At 65.2% G+C, this 18,335-nt stretch carries 18 protein-coding genes, 2 tRNA genes and 1 pseudogene; 9 read left to right on the top strand and 12 right to left on the bottom strand.

What is annotated here, in order from left to right:
- Positions 1–81: 81 nt before the first annotated feature.
- The 3 genes and pseudogenes from AB7290_RS16585 to AB7290_RS16575 all read right to left on the bottom strand — a co-directional run bounded on the left by AB7290_RS16585 (position 82) and on the right by AB7290_RS16575 (position 2,065).
- The gene (locus tag AB7290_RS16585) at positions 82–285 is read right to left on the bottom strand and encodes a hypothetical protein (RefSeq protein WP_063986285.1); all 204 of its coding nucleotides are present in this window, start codon (positions 283–285) and stop codon (positions 82–84) included.
- Between the two features lie 236 nt (positions 286–521).
- A pseudogene (locus AB7290_RS16580) lies at positions 522–689 on the bottom strand (GDP-L-fucose synthase); the annotation flags it as partial.
- 512 nt (positions 690–1,201) lie between these two features.
- Positions 1,202–2,065: a LysR family transcriptional regulator gene (locus AB7290_RS16575; RefSeq protein ID WP_085405388.1), complete on the bottom strand. Its 864-nt coding sequence runs from the start codon at positions 2,063–2,065 to the stop codon at positions 1,202–1,204.
- 162 nt (positions 2,066–2,227) lie between these two features.
- On the opposite strand from AB7290_RS16575, the gene AB7290_RS16570 reads away from it, so the two are divergent.
- From AB7290_RS16570 to AB7290_RS16560, 3 genes are read left to right on the top strand one after another with little or no spacing between them, the layout of a single operon-like run.
- Entirely contained in the window at positions 2,228–3,097 is an 870-nt protein-coding gene (locus tag AB7290_RS16570) for an SDR family NAD(P)-dependent oxidoreductase (RefSeq protein ID WP_441253480.1), read from the top strand.
- A 41-nt stretch (positions 3,098–3,138) separates the two neighbouring features.
- Positions 3,139–3,597 (top strand): nuclear transport factor 2 family protein, encoded by a 459-nt coding sequence (locus tag AB7290_RS16565; protein ID WP_085405571.1) that lies wholly within the window; start codon positions 3,139–3,141, stop codon positions 3,595–3,597.
- Positions 3,598–3,612: 15 nt separating this feature from the next.
- A complete protein-coding gene (locus AB7290_RS16560; RefSeq protein WP_201266271.1) occupies positions 3,613–3,981 on the top strand; it encodes a nuclear transport factor 2 family protein in 369 nt (122 codons plus the stop codon).
- Between the two features lie 72 nt (positions 3,982–4,053).
- Here AB7290_RS16560 and AB7290_RS16555 read toward each other — a convergent pair.
- Together AB7290_RS16555 and AB7290_RS16550 are read right to left on the bottom strand one after the other, a co-directional pair.
- Positions 4,054–4,127: transfer RNA gene (locus AB7290_RS16555), tRNA-Gly, on the bottom strand.
- Between the two features lie 331 nt (positions 4,128–4,458).
- Positions 4,459–6,873: an ATP-binding protein gene (locus AB7290_RS16550; RefSeq protein ID WP_085405386.1), complete on the bottom strand. Its 2,415-nt coding sequence runs from the start codon at positions 6,871–6,873 to the stop codon at positions 4,459–4,461.
- A gap of 319 nt (positions 6,874–7,192) precedes the next feature.
- Here AB7290_RS16550 and AB7290_RS16545 point away from each other — a divergent pair, with 319 nt between their 5' ends.
- On the top strand, positions 7,193–7,906 hold the full coding sequence (locus AB7290_RS16545) for a substrate-binding periplasmic protein (protein ID WP_085405385.1): 714 nt from the start codon (positions 7,193–7,195) through the stop codon (positions 7,904–7,906).
- A gap of 10 nt (positions 7,907–7,916) precedes the next feature.
- Here AB7290_RS16545 and AB7290_RS16540 read toward each other — a convergent pair whose 3' ends face one another.
- Both AB7290_RS16540 and AB7290_RS16535 read right to left on the bottom strand, forming a co-directional pair.
- Positions 7,917–8,120, bottom strand: coding sequence for a hypothetical protein (locus AB7290_RS16540; RefSeq protein WP_085405384.1), 204 nt, complete (start codon positions 8,118–8,120; stop codon positions 7,917–7,919).
- Between the two features lie 26 nt (positions 8,121–8,146).
- Complete coding sequence (locus tag AB7290_RS16535; RefSeq protein WP_028149875.1) at positions 8,147–8,326, bottom strand: hypothetical protein; 180 nt, start codon at positions 8,324–8,326, stop codon at positions 8,147–8,149.
- A 196-nt stretch (positions 8,327–8,522) separates the two neighbouring features.
- Between AB7290_RS16535 and AB7290_RS16530 the strand changes: the two genes are divergently transcribed.
- Positions 8,523–8,903, top strand: coding sequence for a YciI family protein (locus tag AB7290_RS16530; RefSeq protein WP_071917383.1), 381 nt, complete (start codon positions 8,523–8,525; stop codon positions 8,901–8,903).
- Between the two features lie 9 nt (positions 8,904–8,912).
- Here AB7290_RS16530 and AB7290_RS16525 read toward each other — a convergent pair whose 3' ends face one another.
- Positions 8,913–9,503, bottom strand: coding sequence for a TMEM175 family protein (locus AB7290_RS16525; RefSeq protein ID WP_085405383.1), 591 nt, complete (start codon positions 9,501–9,503; stop codon positions 8,913–8,915).
- Positions 9,504–9,632: 129 nt separating this feature from the next.
- On the opposite strand from AB7290_RS16525, the gene AB7290_RS16520 reads away from it, so the two are divergent.
- Positions 9,633–11,690 (top strand): ATP-dependent helicase, encoded by a 2,058-nt coding sequence (locus AB7290_RS16520; RefSeq protein ID WP_085405382.1) that lies wholly within the window; start codon positions 9,633–9,635, stop codon positions 11,688–11,690.
- Between the two features lie 62 nt (positions 11,691–11,752).
- On the opposite strand, the gene AB7290_RS16515 is transcribed toward AB7290_RS16520, so the two are convergent.
- The 3 genes from AB7290_RS16515 to AB7290_RS16505 are packed head-to-tail and all read right to left on the bottom strand — an operon-like array spanning position 11,753 to position 14,871.
- A complete protein-coding gene (locus AB7290_RS16515) occupies positions 11,753–13,000 on the bottom strand; it encodes a metal-dependent hydrolase family protein (RefSeq protein WP_071912731.1) in 1,248 nt (415 codons plus the stop codon).
- Between the two features lie 12 nt (positions 13,001–13,012).
- Positions 13,013–13,516: a GAF domain-containing protein gene (locus tag AB7290_RS16510; RefSeq protein WP_071912729.1), complete on the bottom strand. Its 504-nt coding sequence runs from the start codon at positions 13,514–13,516 to the stop codon at positions 13,013–13,015.
- On the bottom strand, positions 13,513–14,871 hold the full coding sequence (locus tag AB7290_RS16505; protein ID WP_085405381.1) for an MFS transporter: 1,359 nt from the start codon (positions 14,869–14,871) through the stop codon (positions 13,513–13,515). Before AB7290_RS16505 ends, AB7290_RS16510 begins: the two co-directional genes overlap by 4 nt.
- Before the next feature lie 114 nt (positions 14,872–14,985).
- Between AB7290_RS16505 and AB7290_RS16500 the strand changes: the two genes are divergently transcribed.
- Both AB7290_RS16500 and AB7290_RS16495 read left to right on the top strand, forming a co-directional pair.
- Positions 14,986–15,909 carry a LysR family transcriptional regulator gene (locus AB7290_RS16500; RefSeq protein WP_041958437.1) on the top strand — a complete coding sequence of 308 codons (924 nt, stop codon included), beginning with the start codon at positions 14,986–14,988 and terminating at the stop codon, positions 15,907–15,909.
- Positions 15,910–16,047: 138 nt separating this feature from the next.
- A complete protein-coding gene (locus AB7290_RS16495; RefSeq protein ID WP_085405380.1) occupies positions 16,048–17,079 on the top strand; it encodes an LLM class flavin-dependent oxidoreductase in 1,032 nt (343 codons plus the stop codon).
- A gap of 121 nt (positions 17,080–17,200) precedes the next feature.
- Here the strand turns inward: AB7290_RS16495 and AB7290_RS16490 are convergent.
- Positions 17,201–17,286 (bottom strand) — tRNA-Tyr (locus tag AB7290_RS16490).
- A gap of 206 nt (positions 17,287–17,492) precedes the next feature.
- Here AB7290_RS16490 and rlmB point away from each other — a divergent pair.
- Positions 17,493–18,323 carry a 23S rRNA (guanosine(2251)-2'-O)-methyltransferase RlmB gene (gene rlmB, locus AB7290_RS16485; protein ID WP_085405379.1) on the top strand — a complete coding sequence of 277 codons (831 nt, stop codon included), beginning with the start codon at positions 17,493–17,495 and terminating at the stop codon, positions 18,321–18,323.
- Positions 18,324–18,335 lie beyond the last annotated feature (12 nt).

Here is an 18,335-nt window from a genome sequence, read left to right as displayed (position 1 = left end):
GATCTCGTTCACGTAGGGATGATGCGCAGTCGTGGCGCGGTACTCGCTCAGGATCACAAGCGCACGGGCTTGATCGTATCCCTAGCTTCCCAGCGCATTCTCGCCGGCTTCGCGACCGGGCACGCTGACATGCACCTCATGCCCCTGACGGATCGCCAGGGAGGCGGCAGCGACCGCGGACTCGAACGCGGCTTCCTTGGTCGCGTATTTGCTTTTGACGTCGCCGTCATGCAGCACGCCCCATTCGTCCTCGACCGGCACGATCGCGTATTGAGCAAGGCCCATGGTGCAACTCCTCGATATCCAGCGCTGCGTGACCTGCGGATGGGCCGCCGTCACCCGCCACACGGCGTTGCCGCTGTCGTCGGCGACCAGCAATGCGCCGGTCTTGTCGATGGCACCAGCATCGGATGAACCGCGATTTGCGCGGTGGAGCGCACGCGCACAGCTCCTTGCACGGTCGGCCTCGTGTGGCCTTTCGCCCTGCCCGACCGGCCAACTCTTGCTTGCGGTGAAGGTTCCTACTCTCGCGCCGCCACCGGCGCGCCGGCCCGATACCCCGCATAGGCGCACTTCAAGCCATCGTGAAGCGAGGTCGTGGCGCGCCGGCCGAGCTTGGCGAGACGGCTGACGTCGAGCAGTTTGCGCGGCCTTCCATCGGGACGCGAGCTATCGACACTGATATCGCCGACACGCATTTGTCGCGGTTTCGAGTTCGACGTCGGTATTGACGCAACACCTCACCACCGCAGTAGCCGCGGTCCGAGCGCGGCCCCCGCCAGAGTACACACCACGATCGTTCCACCGCGAAACAGTCGATCGCAAAGCGAGCATCAGGACGTGTCAAGCAGCCGATTTGTCAGACTGAAACCTGACCACTCTCGCAAAATCTTCGAAAAATTTGGAGCGGGTGAAGGGAATCGAACCCTCGTATTCAGCTTGGAAGGCTCGAAACACAGTAGCGTTTTCAAAAACCCTTTTGACATTTTCGGCTTTTTTAGCCCATTGAGATCGTTAGAGAATTTCCCGTTGTCAGAACAGCGACGAAGCGCCAGCCAATGCGAACGGATGACGGCCTCAGTACATTCTGTCGTTGTTCGCAGACTTCTTCGGACGAATCGACGGAGGTCGGCTCACGCTAAGGGAATCCTCCTCGGCTCCCATTCACGGGCGCCAGCCCATCGCGGATGCATCCGACCAACTATCCGAAATGCTCGATCAGCAGTTCCGTGAGGACTCGGACTTTTCGAGATGGGTGCTGCCCCGGCGGCCGGACAACAAACACTCCGGCTGTGGGGGGAGGATAGCGTGTCATCACCGGAGTAAGGGCGCCGGAAGCCAAATGATCCTCGACGAGGCAATGAGGAAGCCAGGCGATGCCGAGCCCTGCTACAGCGGCAACGACGAGAGCAGTGCCGTTGTCCGCCTTGAACCGCCCCTGCGGATGAATGGAGATTGTTTTGTCCCCGTCGATGAATTGCCAGGCTTCCGTACCCTGCATGAGCGCCTGATGCGTGAGTAGCTCGTCCGGCGTCTCGGGAGCTCCATGCTCCCTGATATAATCCGGGCTTGCGACGAGGGCACCATGGATTGGTCCGACGCGCCGCGCCATCAGGATTGAATCGCTGAGATAGCCAACGCGTACGGCACAGTCGAAGCCCTCGCCGACAAGGTCCACGAAGCGATCGCTGTAGCTCGCATGCACGTGGAGCAGCGGGTGGCGCCGCGCCAGCTCCGCAAAGACCGGCGCCAAAACCGTCGGGCCGAAGGTCAGCGGCGCTGCAACGCGTAGCCGGCCGCGCAGGTCCCCGGCGGGCAGGATCGTCTCCCGCGCGACATCGATTTCGGCGCAGACCCGAGCGGCGTGGTCACGGAACGTGACGCCGGCCTCCGTCAGCGCGGCGCCGCGAGTTGTCCGTGCAACAAGCTGGATGCCCAGTTCAGCCTCTAGCCGGAACAGCCGCCGGCTGACGACCGATTTCGAGACGCCGAGGCGGCGCGCGGCCGACGACACACCGCCGGCATCGGCCACTTCGACAAAAGTCCGCAGGTCTTCGATATCCATTCTCGGCGTTCCGCTTTCGGCGACACGGTTAGGCAGATCGCGAGGCTACCGCATCACGTTCAGGAACGACATCATAAAACCCGGTCAGAGCGGACCCCGGTCAGAGCGGACAACGCCGCGCGCATCCAAAGCACTCACCGCCTACTGAAACGGAGACCTCAAATGCCGAGCCCCTCTGAACACTCGCGTCGCTCCGCCGCAGTCACCGGCGCCGGCGGCGGCCTCGGCCGCGATATCGCGCTCGGACTGGCCGCCAAAAGCTACGTCGTTTTCGGCACGGCCATGTCCGCCGCGGAGGTCCAGGATATGAAGGACGCCTCCGGCGGGCGCGTCAGCCTGACCGTCTGCGACATGACCAGGGAGCAGGCTGTGAAAGCCTGGGCGGACGGCGTGTCCGACGCGCTCGGCGCTTCCGGCCTTGATCTCCTGATCAACAATGCGGGCATCCCGACCCCGGGCCCGATCGAGGTTCTGCCGCTCGACGCCATCCGGCGCGAGTTCGACGTCAACGTGTTCGGGGCTCTGTCGGTCATGAACGCTTTCCTGCCGGCGCTGAGGAAGGCGCGCGGCCGTATCGTCCAGGTCAGTACCTGGACGGCGAGCGTTCCGCTCCCCTTCAACGGACCATCAGGCGCGTCGAAGGCGGCCATGGAGGCATTTGCAGCCGTTTACCGCGCCGAGCTGAAGTCCTTTGGGGTCGACGTCGTCGTGGCGGCGGCGGCCAATATGAAAACCGGCGGTCCGGCGAAGACTGCGGCCGCCCTCAAGCGTGTTGCCGACGGGATGACGTCGGACCAACGCGCGTTATACGGACAGACCTTCGATTCATTCGCAGCCGCCCTCAACGGCATGCAGGACAGCGGGCTCGATTCCGTCCTGGCCGCGAAGCGGGTGATCGAGCTGGCAGAGCAAGTACCCGCCCCCAGCCGTGCGCCGGTCGGCGAAGACGCCGACAAGATGCTTCGGTTTGCTCGCGAGAAATCCGACGCCGAACTGGATGCACTCCGTCTCCAGATCGTCGGTCTGACCTGAATTCATCCAACAGCCACAAGCTTCACACCAAAGGAGTGAGCATGATCGTGCTCGTAGATCCCAACGACAGCCGCGCCGTTCGCAACAAGGACAACGTCCTCAGCTTCTATGATCTGGTGATTAACAAGAAGAAGTCGGAAGAGTTCGTGGAACGGTTCATGGCCCCCGGCTACGTCCAGCACAATCCGCTCATTGCCGATGGCGCGAAGGCGCTGGGGCAGTTCTTCGGCCAGATCAACAGGGAGCGCGCCAACGCGCGCGTCGTCGTCGACAAGATCATCGCCGTCGGCGACTATGTGTTTGCGCACGTGAATTTTCTGAATCTGTTCAACGACGATCCGAACGATACGGGGATCGCCGGCGTCGACATCTACAAGATGGACGCCGACGGAAAAGCCGTCGAGCATTGGGATACCTTGCAGCTCGTCGGCAATCCGAAAAACTCGGCTCCTTGGCTTGCGCCGGATGTCCCGCGTGCCAATCCACACGGCATGTTCTAAACAGGAGGGTCAGCCATGACCGACACCCTTGGTCCTCTGATGGAAAGAAACCTGCTCGAAGTATTCGGGCAGCCAGACTCCGCGCGCCGAGCGGTCGCGATCGCCGAAATCTACACTGCGAACTGCACGTTCTTTGAAGCGGGGGAACGGATCGTTGGCCACCAAGCTCTAAACGCGAGGATCGAGCGTATTCTCCTAGAAGCTCCCGGATTTGTATTTCGCGCGACAGGACCTGCCGAGGTGAACCACGATCTCGGCCGCTTGCAGTGGCACCTGGGACCGGCTGGGGCTCCTCCTGTCGTCACAGGCATGGACGTCGCGATCTTCGAGCACGGGAGAATTCGGGCGCTGTACACCTTTCTCGACAAGCCTGCGCGCGATTGAGCCGGGTTGCCGAAATGACTTCAACAGTTGTCGGAATGCGATCGAGCATTCGCCCCAAGCCACTGAAATGCTTGGAGCGGGTGAAGGGAATCGAACCCTCGTATTCAGCTTGGAAGGCTGCTGCTCTACCATTGAGCTACACCCGCATCACTGGCTCCCTAACACGACCGGGCGGCAGTCTCAACTGCTCCGGACCGGTCTTTCCCGTCTTGCGGACAGGCTAGTTCCCGCCCCCGGGCGCCCCTTAACGGCGGCGGGATTTCGTCCTATATTCAGAGTCCCGAAACCAAACGAAAGGAGGTGATCCAGTGTCTTATCTCAAGCGCTGTCACCTCGCTGGGATCGCCCGCTAGGCTTTGACGAAAGGCTTGGCATCGGGGCGCTCTCAGCCCTGGACCAGCGAGCAAGAAATCGGGCGCGACGGGGCCTCCCCGCCGCGCCTTTTTCATGGGTGGGCGCCTGCATGGATGGCTCCGCTCAGGCCGACGGCTCGCCTGCAAGCACCTCGCGGATCTTCTGCGAAAGCTCCGATTTCCGGTACGGCTTCCTGAGCAGCGCCAGGCCGGGATCGAGATGTCCTTCGTGGACGATGGTGTCGTCGGTGTAGCCGGAGGTGTAGAGCACATTCGCTCCCGGCCGGCGGAGCCGGACGGCTTCGGCCAATTCCCGTCCGTTCATGCCGCCGGGCATGATGATGTCCGTGAACAGGAGATCGAATTTGACGCCTTGGTCGACCAGCGCAAGCGCGGCTGCGCCGTCGCTGGCGGCGAGCGTGCGATAGCCGAGGGTGCCGAGCTGGGCGATGACATAGCCCTGCACCAGCGGATCGTCCTCGACCACGAGGATCGTCTCGTGCCCGCGTGCCGACGCGGGCGGCTGAACCGGCGCCGTCCTGGCCGGCGCCTCGCCCTTCGACCGCGGCAGGAACAGCCGCATCACCGTGCCGCGCCCCTCCTCGCTCTCGATGACGACGGTGCCGCCGGTCTGGCGGGCAAAGCCGTAGACCATGCTGAGCCCAAGCCCGGTGCCACGGCCGACGCCCTTGGTGGTGAAGAACGGCTCGAACACGCGCTCGCGGATGTCGGCCGGGATGCCGTGACCGGTGTCGGCCACCGCGATCATCACGAAGGCGCCGCGCATGACATCGCCGTCGCCGGCACCGCTGGTGCCGTCGAGGTCGCGGTTCGCGGTCTCCAGCGTGAGCCGGCCGCCGCCCGGCATCGCGTCACGCGCATTGACGGCGAGATTGACGATCGCGGACGAGAGCTGCGACGGATCTGCCATCGCGGACCAGGCGCCGTCCGCGAGCCGGGTCACGATCTCGATATGCTCGCCGAGGATCGGCTTGAGCAGCTTCGCCGTTTCGACCACGAGTGCGTTGACGTCGATGTCGCGGGGCTCCAGCGGCTGGCGGCGCGCGAAGGTCAGGAGCTGCGAGGTGATCTCGGCGCCGCGCGCCGCCGCATCGTCGATCAGCTGTGCGATCGCGGCGAACTCGGGCTTGTCGGCAAGCCCTTCCTGGATGATCTCGATGGTGCCGGTGATGACCGTGAGCACGTTGTTGAAGTCGTGAGCGACGCCGCCGGTGAGCTGACCGATCGCGTCCATCTTCTGGGATTGGCGCAGCCGCTCCTCGGCCTCGTGCTGCGCCGTGAGGTCGGTGGCCGACCCGCGATAACCTATGAAGCGTCCGTCCGCGGCGAAGATCGGCTGGCCGTTGACGTTGAAATGATGCATGCGGCCGGCCACGTCGCGCCCGCGATATTCGAACTTCCTGAACGGCTCGTGGCGGTCCAGCGTCGCCACGTGCGCGCGCCATTTCTCAGGCTCGGCGTCGCGGTCGGAGGCGGCATCTGTGCGGTGCTTGCCGACCAGCGCCTTGTTGTCCATGCCGAAGGCGCCGGCCCGGTCGGATACGTAGGTGAAGCGATGATCCGGTCCGGTCTCCCAGAACCAGTCGGACGCGGTCTCGGCATAGTCGCGGAAACGCTCTTCACTGGCACGCGCGTCCTCTTCGGCGCGCCGGCGGATATTCAGGTCGCGCTCGAGATTTGCGTTGGCCTCGCGCAGCTCGCCATAGGCGCGCCCGAGGTTCGCGCACATCGCGTTGAAGGCGTCGATCACCTTGTCCAGCTCGTCGGGATCGCGGGGCGGCCGGCGCTCGAGGTGCAAAGGCGGCGGTGGCCGCGACAGGCTGTATTGGCCGACGAACTCGGCGATGGCGACCAGATGCCGTGTCACCAGCAGATGGAACATGTAGATGATGAACAGCGAGACGACAAAGGTCTTCGCAGCCTGGCTTGCCAGGATGACCAGGGCCCGGTTCAGCAATTGCTGATAGACCTCGGCCAGCGTCGCCTCGACATGGAGCACGCCGATCGGGCGTGACGTCCCCTGGACGCTGTAGCTCAGCGGATAGTCGCGTGTCACGGCTGAGCGGGTGCTCGGCTCGCCGACCGCGACACGGATCGGATTGGGGCGATCGGCGACCTCGCGCACCTCGGCGGCGCGGATGTCGGGCAGCCGCATGATGCCGTCGAGCTGGAGCTTGAGCTGGTTCTGGTCGAGATTCCACAGGCTCTCGCCGAGGCTGCCGGTCGTGCTGCGGCCGATCTCGTCGAGCCGCGTCTCGATGACACCGACCTCGCGGTCGTAGTCGAGATAGAGCTGAAGCGCGGTCAGCATCAGCGTGACGATCGAGGAGAACAGCAGCACGGCGGCCAGCAGGCGCGGCCCGACGCCGCTGCGCGACCAGTTGAAGATCCGCGACAGCAGCGCTCCGATCATCCCTGGCGCAAATGCAGTGCCGATCCCGCTCAAATCCTGCTTCGCGGCCGCCGGGGGACCGGCGCGACTGCTGCGCTTGGAGTCCTCGTCGCCTGCGTTGCCCATGCACCACGTCCCCGGAATGGCGGCACCCTGCTCCGGACGGCGGGGCGCAGCCGCGAGCAATTCGACAGTTGAAATTCTCTCATCACGCGACCTGCGTGGCGATCCTGCCGGCCCATGGGCGGCTTGGCGGGGTCTTGTCTTGCGCCCAGCAGCAGGATTCTCGCGCAAACTATCACTTCGCGTACTAGAATGACATTGGCTAAAGTCCGCAGTCGCCTGCAAGACAAGCGAGCGGTGCGGCCGCCACACGGGTGCCACCCCAGGTGGATCGCGGCCATCCGAATCCAATGGTAGCTATGCAGGGCAAAGGAGACGCGTCATGTGGCGGATCATCGTCGCCTGCCTGTCATTGCTCGCCGCAGGTCCGTCGCACGCGCAGGAGCTGATCCGGCTGGCGCGGATCGCCGACATCCCGGATCAATATGTCGGCGGCGAGATGCTGCGGGCCGTCTACGCCAAGCTGAATATCAAGCTGGCGTTCGAGGACGTCCCCGGCAAGCGCGCGCTGGCGCTGTCGAGCGCCGGCGAGGTCGATGGCGAGATCCAGCGGATCGGAACGCTCTCCAGCGACTACCCGACGCTGATTCAGGTGACGCCGGCGATCAACTACATCGAGCCGACGGTCTTCGCGACGAAACTTCGTTTCGACGTGGCCGGCTGGAATTCGATCAGGGAGTACAGCATCGGAATCGTCCGCGGCGTCGGCTCCTCAGAGGCCGGGACACGCGGCATGGCCCGCGTCACCGCGACCACCAGCCTCGAGAACATGATCAGGATGCTCGACGCCGACCGTTTCGAGCTGATGGTCACCGACCTCTTCAGCGGGCTCGTGGCGGTGAGGAAACTCAATCTGCAGGCCAGGATTGTCCCGCTCTCGCCACCGCTGGAGCGCATCCACATCTACCATTATTTGCACGAACGCCATCGCGATCTGGTGCCGAAGGTCGGCAAGGTGATCGCGCAGATGGAAGCGAGCGGCGAGCTGGCAACGCTGCGCGAGGCGCTGGTCAAACAGGTCCTGAGTACGCCGTGACGGCGCCGGGTCAGCTCGCGCGAAGCCGCTCACGCAGGGCAACGGCGGCAATCGGCACGCCGACGCACCAGGCCATGACCGCCCGATAAGGCTCGGCGCCGAGCACCACGGTGATGATGCTCGTCAGCAGGCACGGCGCGATTGCCTTTCGCGTCCGGCTCATCAGCGCAAGCAGGAACGGCATCGCCGCGATCGATATTTGCAGGACGTCCATGTCGAAAGACGGTGTCGCCGAAGGCTTCAGAAGCCGCACACATTGAGCGCGCGCGGGCGTTTTCCGCGGCGGCTTTCGACGATCCGCTCGCCGCCGTTCTCGGCCGAGCTCCCGTAATAGCGGTGATGGCCGGACTGGTCGTGCAAATCCGCGGCTTCCGATTTTCCCGCCCGACGCGCGTCGCAGATGATCTTTATGGTCGACATGGCCGCCTCCGAAGTGTTCTTGGTGGCAATCAGTCGCCTCGGCTTTGGGCGGCGTTCACCTCCGAGGGCGGCAATCGGGTTTCAGGACGGTTTCGTCGCAACTTGCGCGACGCAATATGTTAGTCTCCGGGATTGTCGGTATCGACCGCGCTCATACATGCTTCGGACTGCGAGCTCAAAAACAAACGAGGTGACGATGCTTTACGCCATCCTGGCCTACCATGTGGAAGACGAGATCTTGTCCTGGGCGCCGGAGCAGGACGCCGCGGTCGTGGCCAAAGTGATCGAGGTTCAGGCGCCCTTGAGGGCAAGCGGACACCTTGGGCCGGCCGCCCGTCTGGATGACACCCGAAAGGCGCACACCTTGCGCGGCCCCGGCGCGGGCATGGTGCTGGACGGCCCGTTTGCCGAGACCAAGGAGCAGCTTCTCGGCTTCCATCTCGTCGACTACGATACCGATGAGGAAGCGATCGCGGCGGCGCGAAAGCTGCGCGAGGTCAACCCGTCGGCGGTCTACGAAATCCGCCCGGTCAAGCTTTACGTGCCGGCCGACGGGTTCGGCGCGACAAAAGGGTGAGCCGCCGCCTCACGCGCCTGGCCCGGTCGGCGCGGCATAGAAGCGCTGGATCAACAGCCCGCCAAAGGCGATGAACCACAGGAAGGGCGCGACGTGCGGCGCGAAGGCCGCAACGATCGTGCCCGGAATGAACACCAGCAGCGGAAACATCGAGGCCATGGTCTCGTGGCGCCAGCCGCCCAAAATCGTCCACCACAGCCAGGCATTGAGGCCGGCGATCGCGGTCAGATGCAGGCCGTAGAGCACGGCCACCGCGCTGCTCATGCTGTAATTGATGTAGAGGCCGTTGGTCACCGGCAGCAGCACGATCGACAGCAGGAAGAACAGGTTGAGGATCACCATGCCGCGGCTGCCCACGGGCTGGCGCGCGAGCCGGCGGTGGTGGCTGATCCAGAACACGCCGGCGATGATGAAGCTGAGCGCGAGACCGGCGAGCTTGCCGGAGTAGACATGGGCGAGATCGCTCCAGCTCGGGGCACTGGTGAACACCGCGGCCTTGGGCAGGTCGTAGGCGAGTAGCGTCATGGCGACACCAAAGATGGTGTTGCTGAGCGACTCCAGCCGCCGCATCTCGAACTGGTCGGGCTTGAGCTCGGTCATGCCGGGTTGCGCGCTTCTCGGGCTGGAACTTCGGGCCGTCTTGTCCCTAGGTCTTAACATTGGTTCCGTCCAGCCGCATTGCGATTCGCGCCGGGATCGCCGACTCTCACCCTTTCACCGGGGCGATTCGTGGCGACATATCTGGACACGCTCAATGCGGAGCAGCGCCGCGCCGTGGAGCATGGCGTCGCTGACGGCGCGACCGTGGGCGCGCCCCTGCTCGTCATCGCCGGCGCGGGCTCCGGCAAGACCAATACGCTCGCCCATCGCGTCGCGCACCTGATCGTCGCGGGCGCCGATCCACGACGCATCCTCCTGATGACGTTCTCCCGCCGCGCCGCGGCCGAGATGGCCGGCCGGGTCGAACGCATCGCACGAAAGGTGCTGGGCGAGAACAACGCCGCGATCATGCGCGACGCCCTCACCTGGGCCGGCACGTTCCACGGCATCGGCGCGCGCCTCCTGCGCGAATATGCCGAGCGGATCGGCGTCGATCCAGCCTTCACCATCCACGACCGCGAGGATTCCGCCGACCTGATGAATCTGGTCCGGCACGAGCGCGGCCTGTCGAAGACCGAGAGCCGCTTTCCCGCCAAGGGCACGTGCCTGTCGATCTACTCGCGCTGCGTCAATGCCGAGATGGAGATCGAAAAAGTGCTCGGCCAGCACTATCCCTGGTGCGCGGGCTGGGCCGCCGAGCTGAAGGGCCTGTTCGCGGCCTATGTCGAGGCCAAGCAGGCCCAGCACGTGCTCGATTACGACGACCTCCTGCTCTACTGGTCGCAGATGATGGGCGATACGCTGATCGCCGAAGAGATCGGCGGCCGCTTCGATCACGTGCTGGTCGACGAATATCAGGACACCAACCGCCTGCAATCCTCGATCCTGCTGGCGCTGAAGCCGGATGGACGCGGGCTAACCGTGGTCGGCGACGACGCGCAGTCGATCTATTCGTTCCGCGCCGCCACTGTCCGCAACATCCTGGATTTTCCGCAAAGCTTCTCCCCCCGCGCCGAGATGATCACGCTCGACCGTAACTATCGCTCGACCCAACCCGTGCTGGCGGCGGCTAACGGCGTCATCGGGCTTGCGCGCGAACGCTTCACCAAGAACCTGTGGACCGACCGCACCTCGTCGCAGAAGCCGCAGCTCGTCACCGTCCACGACGAGGCCGACCAGGCCCGCTACATCGTCGAGGAGGTGCTGGCCAACCGCGAGCAAGGCGCGCTGCTCAAGCACCAGGCGGTGCTGTTCCGGACGTCCTCGCATTCCGGTCCGCTGGAGATCGAGCTGACCCGCCGCAACATCCCCTTCGTCAAGTTCGGCGGACTGAAATTTCTCGATGCTGCGCACGTCAAGGACGTGCTGGCGCTGCTGCGCTTTGCCGAAAATCCGCGCGACCGCGTCGCCGGTTTCCGCATCCTGCACCTGTTGCCCGGCGTCGGCCCCGCCACCGCGCAGCGCGTGCTCGACCAGATGGCGGAGAGCATCGACCCGCTTGCCGCGCTCGGCCAGCTTGCGGTGCCGCCACGCACCGGCGCCGAGTGGACCGACTTCGTCCGCACGGTCGGAAATCTGCGTTACTCGGAATGGCCCGCCGATCTCGAGCGCGTACGGCTCTGGTATGAGCCGCATCTCGATCGCATCCACGAGGATTCCGAGACGCGCCGCGCCGATCTCATGCAGCTCGAGCAGATCGCGAGCGGCTATGCCTCGCGCGAAAAATTCCTAACCGAGCTCACGCTCGACCCGCCGGATGCGACCAGCGACAAATCAGGTCCTCCGCTTCGCGACGAGGACTATCTGATCCTCTCCACCATCCACTCCGCCAAGGGCCAGGAATGGAAGTCGGTGTTCGTGCTCAACGTCGTCGACGGCTGCATGCCGTCGGATCTCGGCGCCGGCACCTCGGCCGAGCTCGAGGAGGAGCGCCGCCTGCTCTATGTCGCGATGACGCGCGCCAAGGACGATCTCCACCTCGTCGTGCCGCAGCGCTTCTTCGTGCACGGACAGGCCGCCAAGGGCGACCGCCACGTCTACGCCTCGCGCACCCGCTTCATCCCGGAATCCCTCGTCTATCTGTTCGAGCGCACCGCCTGGCCGAAGGCGGCTTCGGCTGCGGCCCGCGCGGCGGCGCAGGGCCCGAAGATCGATATCGGGGCGCGGATGCGGGGGATGTGGCGGTAGCGCAGGCTTGTTTAGACGTGTTTTCCTAACGCGAACCGGTATCCTCTTCGCTCGAAAACGCTTTAGGCGTTCAGCCGGTCGAACTGGACCTTGCCTGCCTTCATCACCATCGGGATGTGCTCGCCCTGGCCGAGCAGGCAGGCCACATCGCGCAGCGGGTTGCCGTCGACCACGAGCAGGTCCGCAATAGCGTCGGGCGCGATCCGACCGAGCTTGCCCTCCATGCCGAGCACTTCGGCGCCGATCAAAGTCGCGCTGGCGATGACGGAGCGCGCTCCCAGAATTTCGGCGCGAATGCGGAATTCGTCGCTCTGGAGGCGTTGAGAAGCTCCAAGCAGATCACTGCCAAATCCCATCTTTACCCCGGCGTCGCGATAGATCGCGAGCGAACGCAGACCGGCGTCGCGGACATCGGCGATCTTGGCCACGCTCTCCGGCGGCAGGCCGTATTGGGCGCCCTCGTTGGCCAGCGCCTCGTAGGTGACGAGGGTCGGCACCACATAGGCACCCTTTTCGGCCATCAGGCGCGCGGTCGGAGCATCGACCAGATTGCCATGCTCGATGGTGCGCACGCCGCAGCGAACGGCGCGTTCGATGGCGGCAGCGGTGTAGGCGTGGGCGAGCACGTAGGTCTGGCGCCCGCGCGCCTCCTCGACGATGGCGCGGATCTCGTCCTCGGAGTAGCCGAAGGCGCCGACCGGATCGGTCGGTGAAGCGACGCCGCCGGACGCCATGATCTTGATCTGGTCGGCGCCCATCTGGAGCTCCTCGCGTGCCGCCCTGCGCACGCCATCGACGCCGTCGGCAACGCGCGCCAGCGCCCCGACACGCACGCAGCAGGGACACGGGGCGTCGCTCGCGAGGTAATCCGAGCGCGCCCGCATATCACCGTGGCCGCCGGTCTGGCTGAGCGCACGGCCGGAGACGAACAGCCGCGGCCCGTCGGTCAGGCCGGTCTCGATCGCCTGCTTCAGCGCATGGCCGGCGCCGCCGGCGTCGCGGACGGTGGTAAAGCCACGCCGCAGCATGCCGCGCAGCAGCAGCGTCGAGCGCAGCGTCACCAGCACGTTCGGCATGTGCACCTGCTGCGCCAGGTTGAGCTCAACGGCGATGGCGTGCACATGCAGGTCGATCAGGCCGGGCATCAGCGTCCTGCCCTTGAGATCGATGGTGCGATCGGCGGTGGCCTGGATCGGCCGGTCCGAGACCTCCTTGATCAGGCTGTCTTCGACCAGCACATCATGGCCTGCCAGCAATTCCGCCTGGAGCGGATCGAGTAGCGCGGCGTTCTTGAAGAGGATGCTGGACATCGCGGAATCCTGTCAGAAGTCGGCCGGCGCAAGCAGCGCCGGCAAGGTGAGCTGGGCAAAGGGAAGGCACGCGGCGATATCGTCCTCGCCATACCAGCCCGCCTCGTGAAGCAGATTGAGCGAGCCGAGCGTACGGCCGCGCCAGCGCACGGGCATGTTGAGCACGCTCGCGCAGCCGAGCGAGGCGATCAGCTCGTGGTCGGAGAACACCTTGCGCAGATCGTCCCGCGTTCGGCCGATATAGGCCTCGCCGCGGTCGAGCACGGCCTCGGTCCACGGGCCCGGCGCGAGGCGCTTGCGTCCGCCGGTCGGATACGGACCGGGAAGATTGGAATAGACCCGCGCGGCTTCGCCGCTGTCGCCGTCGTAGGTCAGGATCGTGAACAGCTTGTGCCCGATCGCCGACTTCACGGCTTCGTCGAGTGCCGCGAACAGTGCATCCGGCTGATCCGCCCTGCTCTGCGCCGCCGCGACGGCGCAGAGCCAGGGATCAGCGGTAACTTTCGTCCGCGTCATGCAACTTCACCCGCCGCGATCTCTTCCAGCGAGCGGCCGCGCGTCGGCACGCCCATCAGCACGACGGTGACTGCCCCGAGCAGCAGCACAGTGGTGGTGACCCCGAATACGCCGGCGAAGCCGAAATTCGGATAGAGATAGCCGACCAGGATCGGCGAGACGATCGCGCCGATGCGACCGATTGCGGAGGCGAGCCCGGCCCCCGTGGTCCTGACCGGCGTCGGGAATACTTCGGCGGTATAGGCATAGACGCCCGCATAGGTGCCGTTCATGAACAGGGACAGGAAGATCCCCGCCGCCATGATCTGCTGGTCGCTTTGCGCGAAGGCGAGCCCGAGCGCGCTGGCACCGCCGAGCACCATGTAGGTCGCGATCGTCGCCTGCCGCCCGATGCGCTCGTTGAAATACGCGGCGCTGAAATAACCGGGGATCTGCGCGCAATAGATCGCGATCGAATAGGCGAAGCTCTTGGTAATGCTCATCCCGTTCTGGACCAGCAGGCCGGGGATCCAGACGAAGAAGGAATAATAGCTGAAGGTGATCGCCAGCCACATGATCCAGGTCATGATGGTGATGCGCGCCTGGCGGCCGGCGAGCAGCGCCGCGAAATTGGCGAGCAGCGTTCCGGTAGCTCCGGCCGGCGCCGTCGCTTCGACGACCGGCTGCGGCAGGACATGGCCCGCGCGCGCAAAGCCTGCCTCGATCCCGTCGAGGACGGCTTCGGCTTCCTTCTCCCGTCCCCGGCTTTCGAGCCAGCGCGGCGATTCCGGCAGCGCCCGGCGCCACCACAGCAGCATGACGACCGGCACCGCTGTGATCACCAGCACGATGCGCCAGCCGTTCTCGTAGGCGGGAACGATGAAGTAGCCGAGCAAGGCTGCGGCGACGAAGCCGAAGGAGAAGAAGCCGGCGAGTGCGCCGGTAAAGCTGCCGCGATAACGCCGCGCGACGAACTCCGCGAGATAGGGCGCGATGATCGCGCTCTCCGCGCCGGTCCCCATGCCGGCGACAACGCGGGCAGCAAAGAAGGACGGCCAGGTATCGACCATCGCGCTCACGATCGATGCCGCGCAGTAAAGCGCCAGCGCCGACATCATCACCGCGCGGCGCCCGATCAGGTCACCGAGCGTACCGGCGAACAACGCGCCGAACAGGAAGCCGATATAGGTGCTGCTGCCGAGCACGCCGATCTGCACGCTCGACAGGTTCCAGGCAGTGCGCAGCACAGGCAGGATGAACGCCAGAACGGCTGCGTCCATCGCGTCGAATGCGTAGCCGAGCCCGCCCATCAACAGCAGATGCGTGTGGAAACGCGCGAATGGAAGGCGCTCGATGCGCGCCGAGATCATCGACATGAAAGTCCCCTCAGTCTTGGCGGCCCGGCGCTCCGCGTGTCCCTTGGGGAACCATAGACAAAGTGACATTATCGTCATAATTTATAATCATGATCTAATATATCACCATGGTGAATGTTTGTGTCGTTCCGCGCGCTCGACCTCAACCTCCTGAAAGTCTTCGAGGCGCTGATGACCGAAGGCAGCGTCACGCGCGCGGCGAGCGCGCTGACGATGACGCAGCCCGCGGTCAGCAACGCACTCGCACGCCTGCGCGACGCGCTCGGCGATCCCCTGTTCGTCCGATCAGGCACCGGGATTCGTCCGACCCAGCGCGCCGTGGTGCTGTGGGAACCGATCGGCGAGGCGCTGGAAAGCGTCCGTGGCGCGCTCGACGAGCAGGTGTTCGATCCCGCCCGCGCGCAGACCGAGTTCAGCCTGTCGATGTCGGACTACGTCGCCTCGCTAGTGATGCCGAACCTCCTCGGTCATCTCGGCAAGGTCGCGCCCAAGGCGCGCATCCACACCGTGCCCAACACCATTTTGGAGATCGCCGACCAGCTCGAGGACAACAGGGTCGATTGCGTGCTGAGCGTCTATGTCAATGAGGCGCAACAGCCGGCCGCCATTCGCTCGCGCTCGCTGTGGACCGTCGACTACGCCTGCTTCATGCGGCGCGGCCATCCGCTCGCGGCGATGAAGCGGCTGAGCACGCGCAGCTTCCTCAACGCGGGACACGTGGATGTGAGCCTCGCCGGCAAGACCTTGCCGTCCTACGATCTTTTCCTCGCCTCGCGCGGGCTGTCGCGCAATCTGGTCGCGACCGTCAATCATTACAGCGCCGCCTACGAGGTCGTGCGTCAGTCCGACCTGATCGCCGTGCTGCCGAGCGATCTGCGCTCGCAATCCCGGCACGCGCCGTTCCTGCACGCCATGCCGCTGCCACTCAAGGCACCGCCGCGCATCGTCAGCCTGTTCTGGCACCAGCGCAACGACACCGTACCGGCGCAGCGCTGGCTGCGCGAGACCCTGGTGGAGATGTTCGCCAGGTCCGATTGATCCCGCCGGCGCGGTGAAAAACTGGAAACCATGCCTTTCCCGGAGCAGCATTGTCGAAGCGGCCTCCACGCCCTAGCTGCACAGTAAACAATTTCCCACATGCGGGCGCCGCTCGCGCCCCCCTCAGAGACCTGATCGATGACCCCACCGCTTCAATTCGGACTGGATACCTTTGGCGACGTCACCAGGGACGCCACCGGCGCCATGCTTGCGCACGCGCAGGTGATCCGCAATGTCGTCGACGAAGCCGTGCTGGCCGACGAGCTCGGCCTCGACTTCATCGGCCTCGGCGAGCACCACCGTGCCGATTTCGCGATCTCCTCGCCCGAGACCGTGCTCGCCGCGATCGCGTCGCGCACCAGGCGCATCCATCTCGGCTCGGCCGTGACGGTGCTGAGCTCGGACGACCCCATTCGCGTGTTCCAGCGCTTTGCGACTCTGGATGCGCTCTCCAACGGACGTGCCGAGGTGATCCTCGGCCGCGGCTCCTTCACCGAGTCCTTTCCGCTGTTCGGCTTCGACCTGCGCGCTTACGAGGCGCTGTTCGAGGAGAAGCTCGACCTGTTCACGGCACTCTTGTCGCAGCAGCCGGTGACCTGGGAGGGCAAGCTGCGTCCGCCGCTGAAAGATCAACTGGTCTATCCGCCGGTCGAGAATGGCCGGCTTAAGACCTGGATCGGCGTCGGCGGCAGCCCGCAATCGGTGGTGCGCGCCGCGCATTACGACCTGCCCCTGATGCTCGCGATCATCGGCGGCGATCCCACGCGCTTTGCGCCTTACGTCGATCTCTATCACCGCGCCTTCAAGGAGTTCGGTCGCCCGGCACAGGCGATCGGCGTGCACTCGCCTGGCTACGTCGCCGAGACGGACGAACAGGCGCGCGAAGAGCTGTGGCCCGACTACAAGGCGATGCGCGACCGGATCGGCAAGGAGCGCGGCTGGCCGCCGATGGGCCGCGACGAGTTCGTCAATGAGGCCGAGCACGGCTCGCTCTATGTCGGCTCGCCGGAAACCGTCGCGCGCAAGATCGCCAAGACCGCAAAGGCGCTTGGCATTTCGCGCTTCCAGCTGAAATATTCGGCGGGGCCTTTGCCGCACGAGAAGCTGATGAAAAGCATCGAGCTTTACGGGCGGAAAGTGGTGCCGATCGTCAGGGAGATGATGGGGTGACTTACGCTCTGGGCCAGTCCGCCTGCGCCCTCCCGGCTACGGCGTGACAGCCTTCGCTAGCTTCGCGTGACGGTGATTTGGTCTGGCTTGCCCAGCCGTAGCTCGCGAAGCGAGCGAAGGCTGGTGGGGGAGGCAGGACTCGAACCTGCGAAGCCATGAGGCGGCTGATTTACAGTCAGCTCCCTTTGCCACTCGGGACACTCCCCCGCTCGACGGCAGCACAATCGGGCCGGACCTTGCCGGCGACCGAAGACGGCCATGGAACGTGAAGGCCGCGACAGCCCGGATGGGGGCGCGACCGGGCGCGTTTATGGGCGATGCGGTGGGGCAAAGTCAACCGAGGCGAACAGCTAAAATCGCCCCCGAAGCCACCCAAATTGCCATATTCCGGGACCCGTGACACAAGCGAGCCCATGAAGGATCGAAAATTCACCCCAAGGGGCCCCCGCGGCGGGGCTAAGCCCTTCAACAGGCCCGGAAAATCAGCCGGCCGGCCGGCCTGGCGCGACCGCGATTCGCAGTCCGACGGACCGGTCATCCTCTATGGCTGGCACACCGTGACCATGGCGCTGGCCAACCCTCAGCGGCAGATCCGCAAGCTGACGCTGACCGAGAACGCCGCAAAGCGGCTTGCGGACGAGAACATCGCGACCCGCGTCGCGCCCGAGATCGTCCGGCCCCAGGAGATCGACCGCCTGCTGTCGCCCGACGCCGTGCACCAGGGCCTGCTGGCCGAGGCCGACGCCCTGCCCTCGCCCGACATCGAGACCCTGGACCAGGAAGGCATGGTGCTGGTGCTCGACCAGATCACCGATCCGCACAATGTCGGCGCCATCCTGCGCTCCGCAGCGGCTTTCGCGGTGAAGGCGATCGTCACCACGGCACGGCACAGCCCCGAGGCAACCGGCGTGCTGGCCAAGGCCGCCTCCGGTGCTCTCGAGCTGGTGCCAATGGTGACCGTGCAGAACCTCGCCCGAGCGCTGACCGCGCTGAACGAGCGCGGCTTCCAGACCGTTGGGCTGGACAGCGAAGGCAGCGAGGACCTCTCGAACGTCACGCTGCGCGAGCCGCTCGCGCTGGTGCTTGGTGCCGAAGGCAAGGGCCTGCGGCAACTGACCCGCGAGACATGCAGCGTCGTGGCGCGGCTCGACATGCCCGGCGAGATCAAGAGCCTCAACGTCTCCAACGCCGCCGTGCTCTCGCTCTATGTCGGCGCGAGCCGTCTCGGGCTGATGAAGCGGTAGAGCGTTTTCGAG

This window comes from Bradyrhizobium sp. 613_E4_N2_2, assembly GCF_052075995.1.
Classification (GTDB): Bacteria; Pseudomonadota; Alphaproteobacteria; order Rhizobiales; family Xanthobacteraceae; genus Bradyrhizobium; species Bradyrhizobium barranii.
Note: the sequence above shows the minus strand (reverse complement) of the source record. Positions and strands in the feature narration are given on the sequence as shown.

What these genes read in the sequence shown, in the direction of transcription:
- AB7290_RS16510 (WP_071912729.1), bottom strand. Translation starts at nt 13,516, where the DNA reads ATGACGCGGACGAAAGTTACCGCTGATCCCTGGCTCTGCGCCGTCGCG.
- AB7290_RS16545 (WP_085405385.1), top strand. Translation starts at nt 7,193, where the DNA reads ATGTGGCGGATCATCGTCGCCTGCCTGTCATTGCTCGCCGCAGGTCCG.
- AB7290_RS16535 (WP_028149875.1), bottom strand. Translation starts at nt 8,326, where the DNA reads ATGTCGACCATAAAGATCATCTGCGACGCGCGTCGGGCGGGAAAATCG.
- AB7290_RS16560 (WP_201266271.1), top strand. Translation starts at nt 3,613, where the DNA reads ATGACCGACACCCTTGGTCCTCTGATGGAAAGAAACCTGCTCGAAGTA.
- AB7290_RS16505 (WP_085405381.1), bottom strand. Translation starts at nt 14,871, where the DNA reads ATGTCGATGATCTCGGCGCGCATCGAGCGCCTTCCATTCGCGCGTTTC.
- AB7290_RS16565 (WP_085405571.1), top strand. Translation starts at nt 3,139, where the DNA reads ATGATCGTGCTCGTAGATCCCAACGACAGCCGCGCCGTTCGCAACAAG.
- AB7290_RS16515 (WP_071912731.1), bottom strand. Translation starts at nt 13,000, where the DNA reads ATGTCCAGCATCCTCTTCAAGAACGCCGCGCTACTCGATCCGCTCCAG.
- AB7290_RS16570 (WP_441253480.1), top strand. Translation starts at nt 2,228, where the DNA reads ATGCCGAGCCCCTCTGAACACTCGCGTCGCTCCGCCGCAGTCACCGGC.
- rlmB (WP_085405379.1), top strand. Translation starts at nt 17,493, where the DNA reads ATGAAGGATCGAAAATTCACCCCAAGGGGCCCCCGCGGCGGGGCTAAG.
- AB7290_RS16585 (WP_063986285.1), bottom strand. Translation starts at nt 285, where the DNA reads ATGGGCCTTGCTCAATACGCGATCGTGCCGGTCGAGGACGAATGGGGC.
- AB7290_RS16500 (WP_041958437.1), top strand. Translation starts at nt 14,986, where the DNA reads ATGTTTGTGTCGTTCCGCGCGCTCGACCTCAACCTCCTGAAAGTCTTC.
- AB7290_RS16495 (WP_085405380.1), top strand. Translation starts at nt 16,048, where the DNA reads ATGACCCCACCGCTTCAATTCGGACTGGATACCTTTGGCGACGTCACC.
- AB7290_RS16525 (WP_085405383.1), bottom strand. Translation starts at nt 9,503, where the DNA reads ATGACCGAGCTCAAGCCCGACCAGTTCGAGATGCGGCGGCTGGAGTCG.
- AB7290_RS16550 (WP_085405386.1), bottom strand. Translation starts at nt 6,873, where the DNA reads ATGGGCAACGCAGGCGACGAGGACTCCAAGCGCAGCAGTCGCGCCGGT.
- AB7290_RS16530 (WP_071917383.1), top strand. Translation starts at nt 8,523, where the DNA reads ATGCTTTACGCCATCCTGGCCTACCATGTGGAAGACGAGATCTTGTCC.
- AB7290_RS16575 (WP_085405388.1), bottom strand. Translation starts at nt 2,065, where the DNA reads ATGGATATCGAAGACCTGCGGACTTTTGTCGAAGTGGCCGATGCCGGC.
- AB7290_RS16540 (WP_085405384.1), bottom strand. Translation starts at nt 8,120, where the DNA reads ATGGACGTCCTGCAAATATCGATCGCGGCGATGCCGTTCCTGCTTGCG.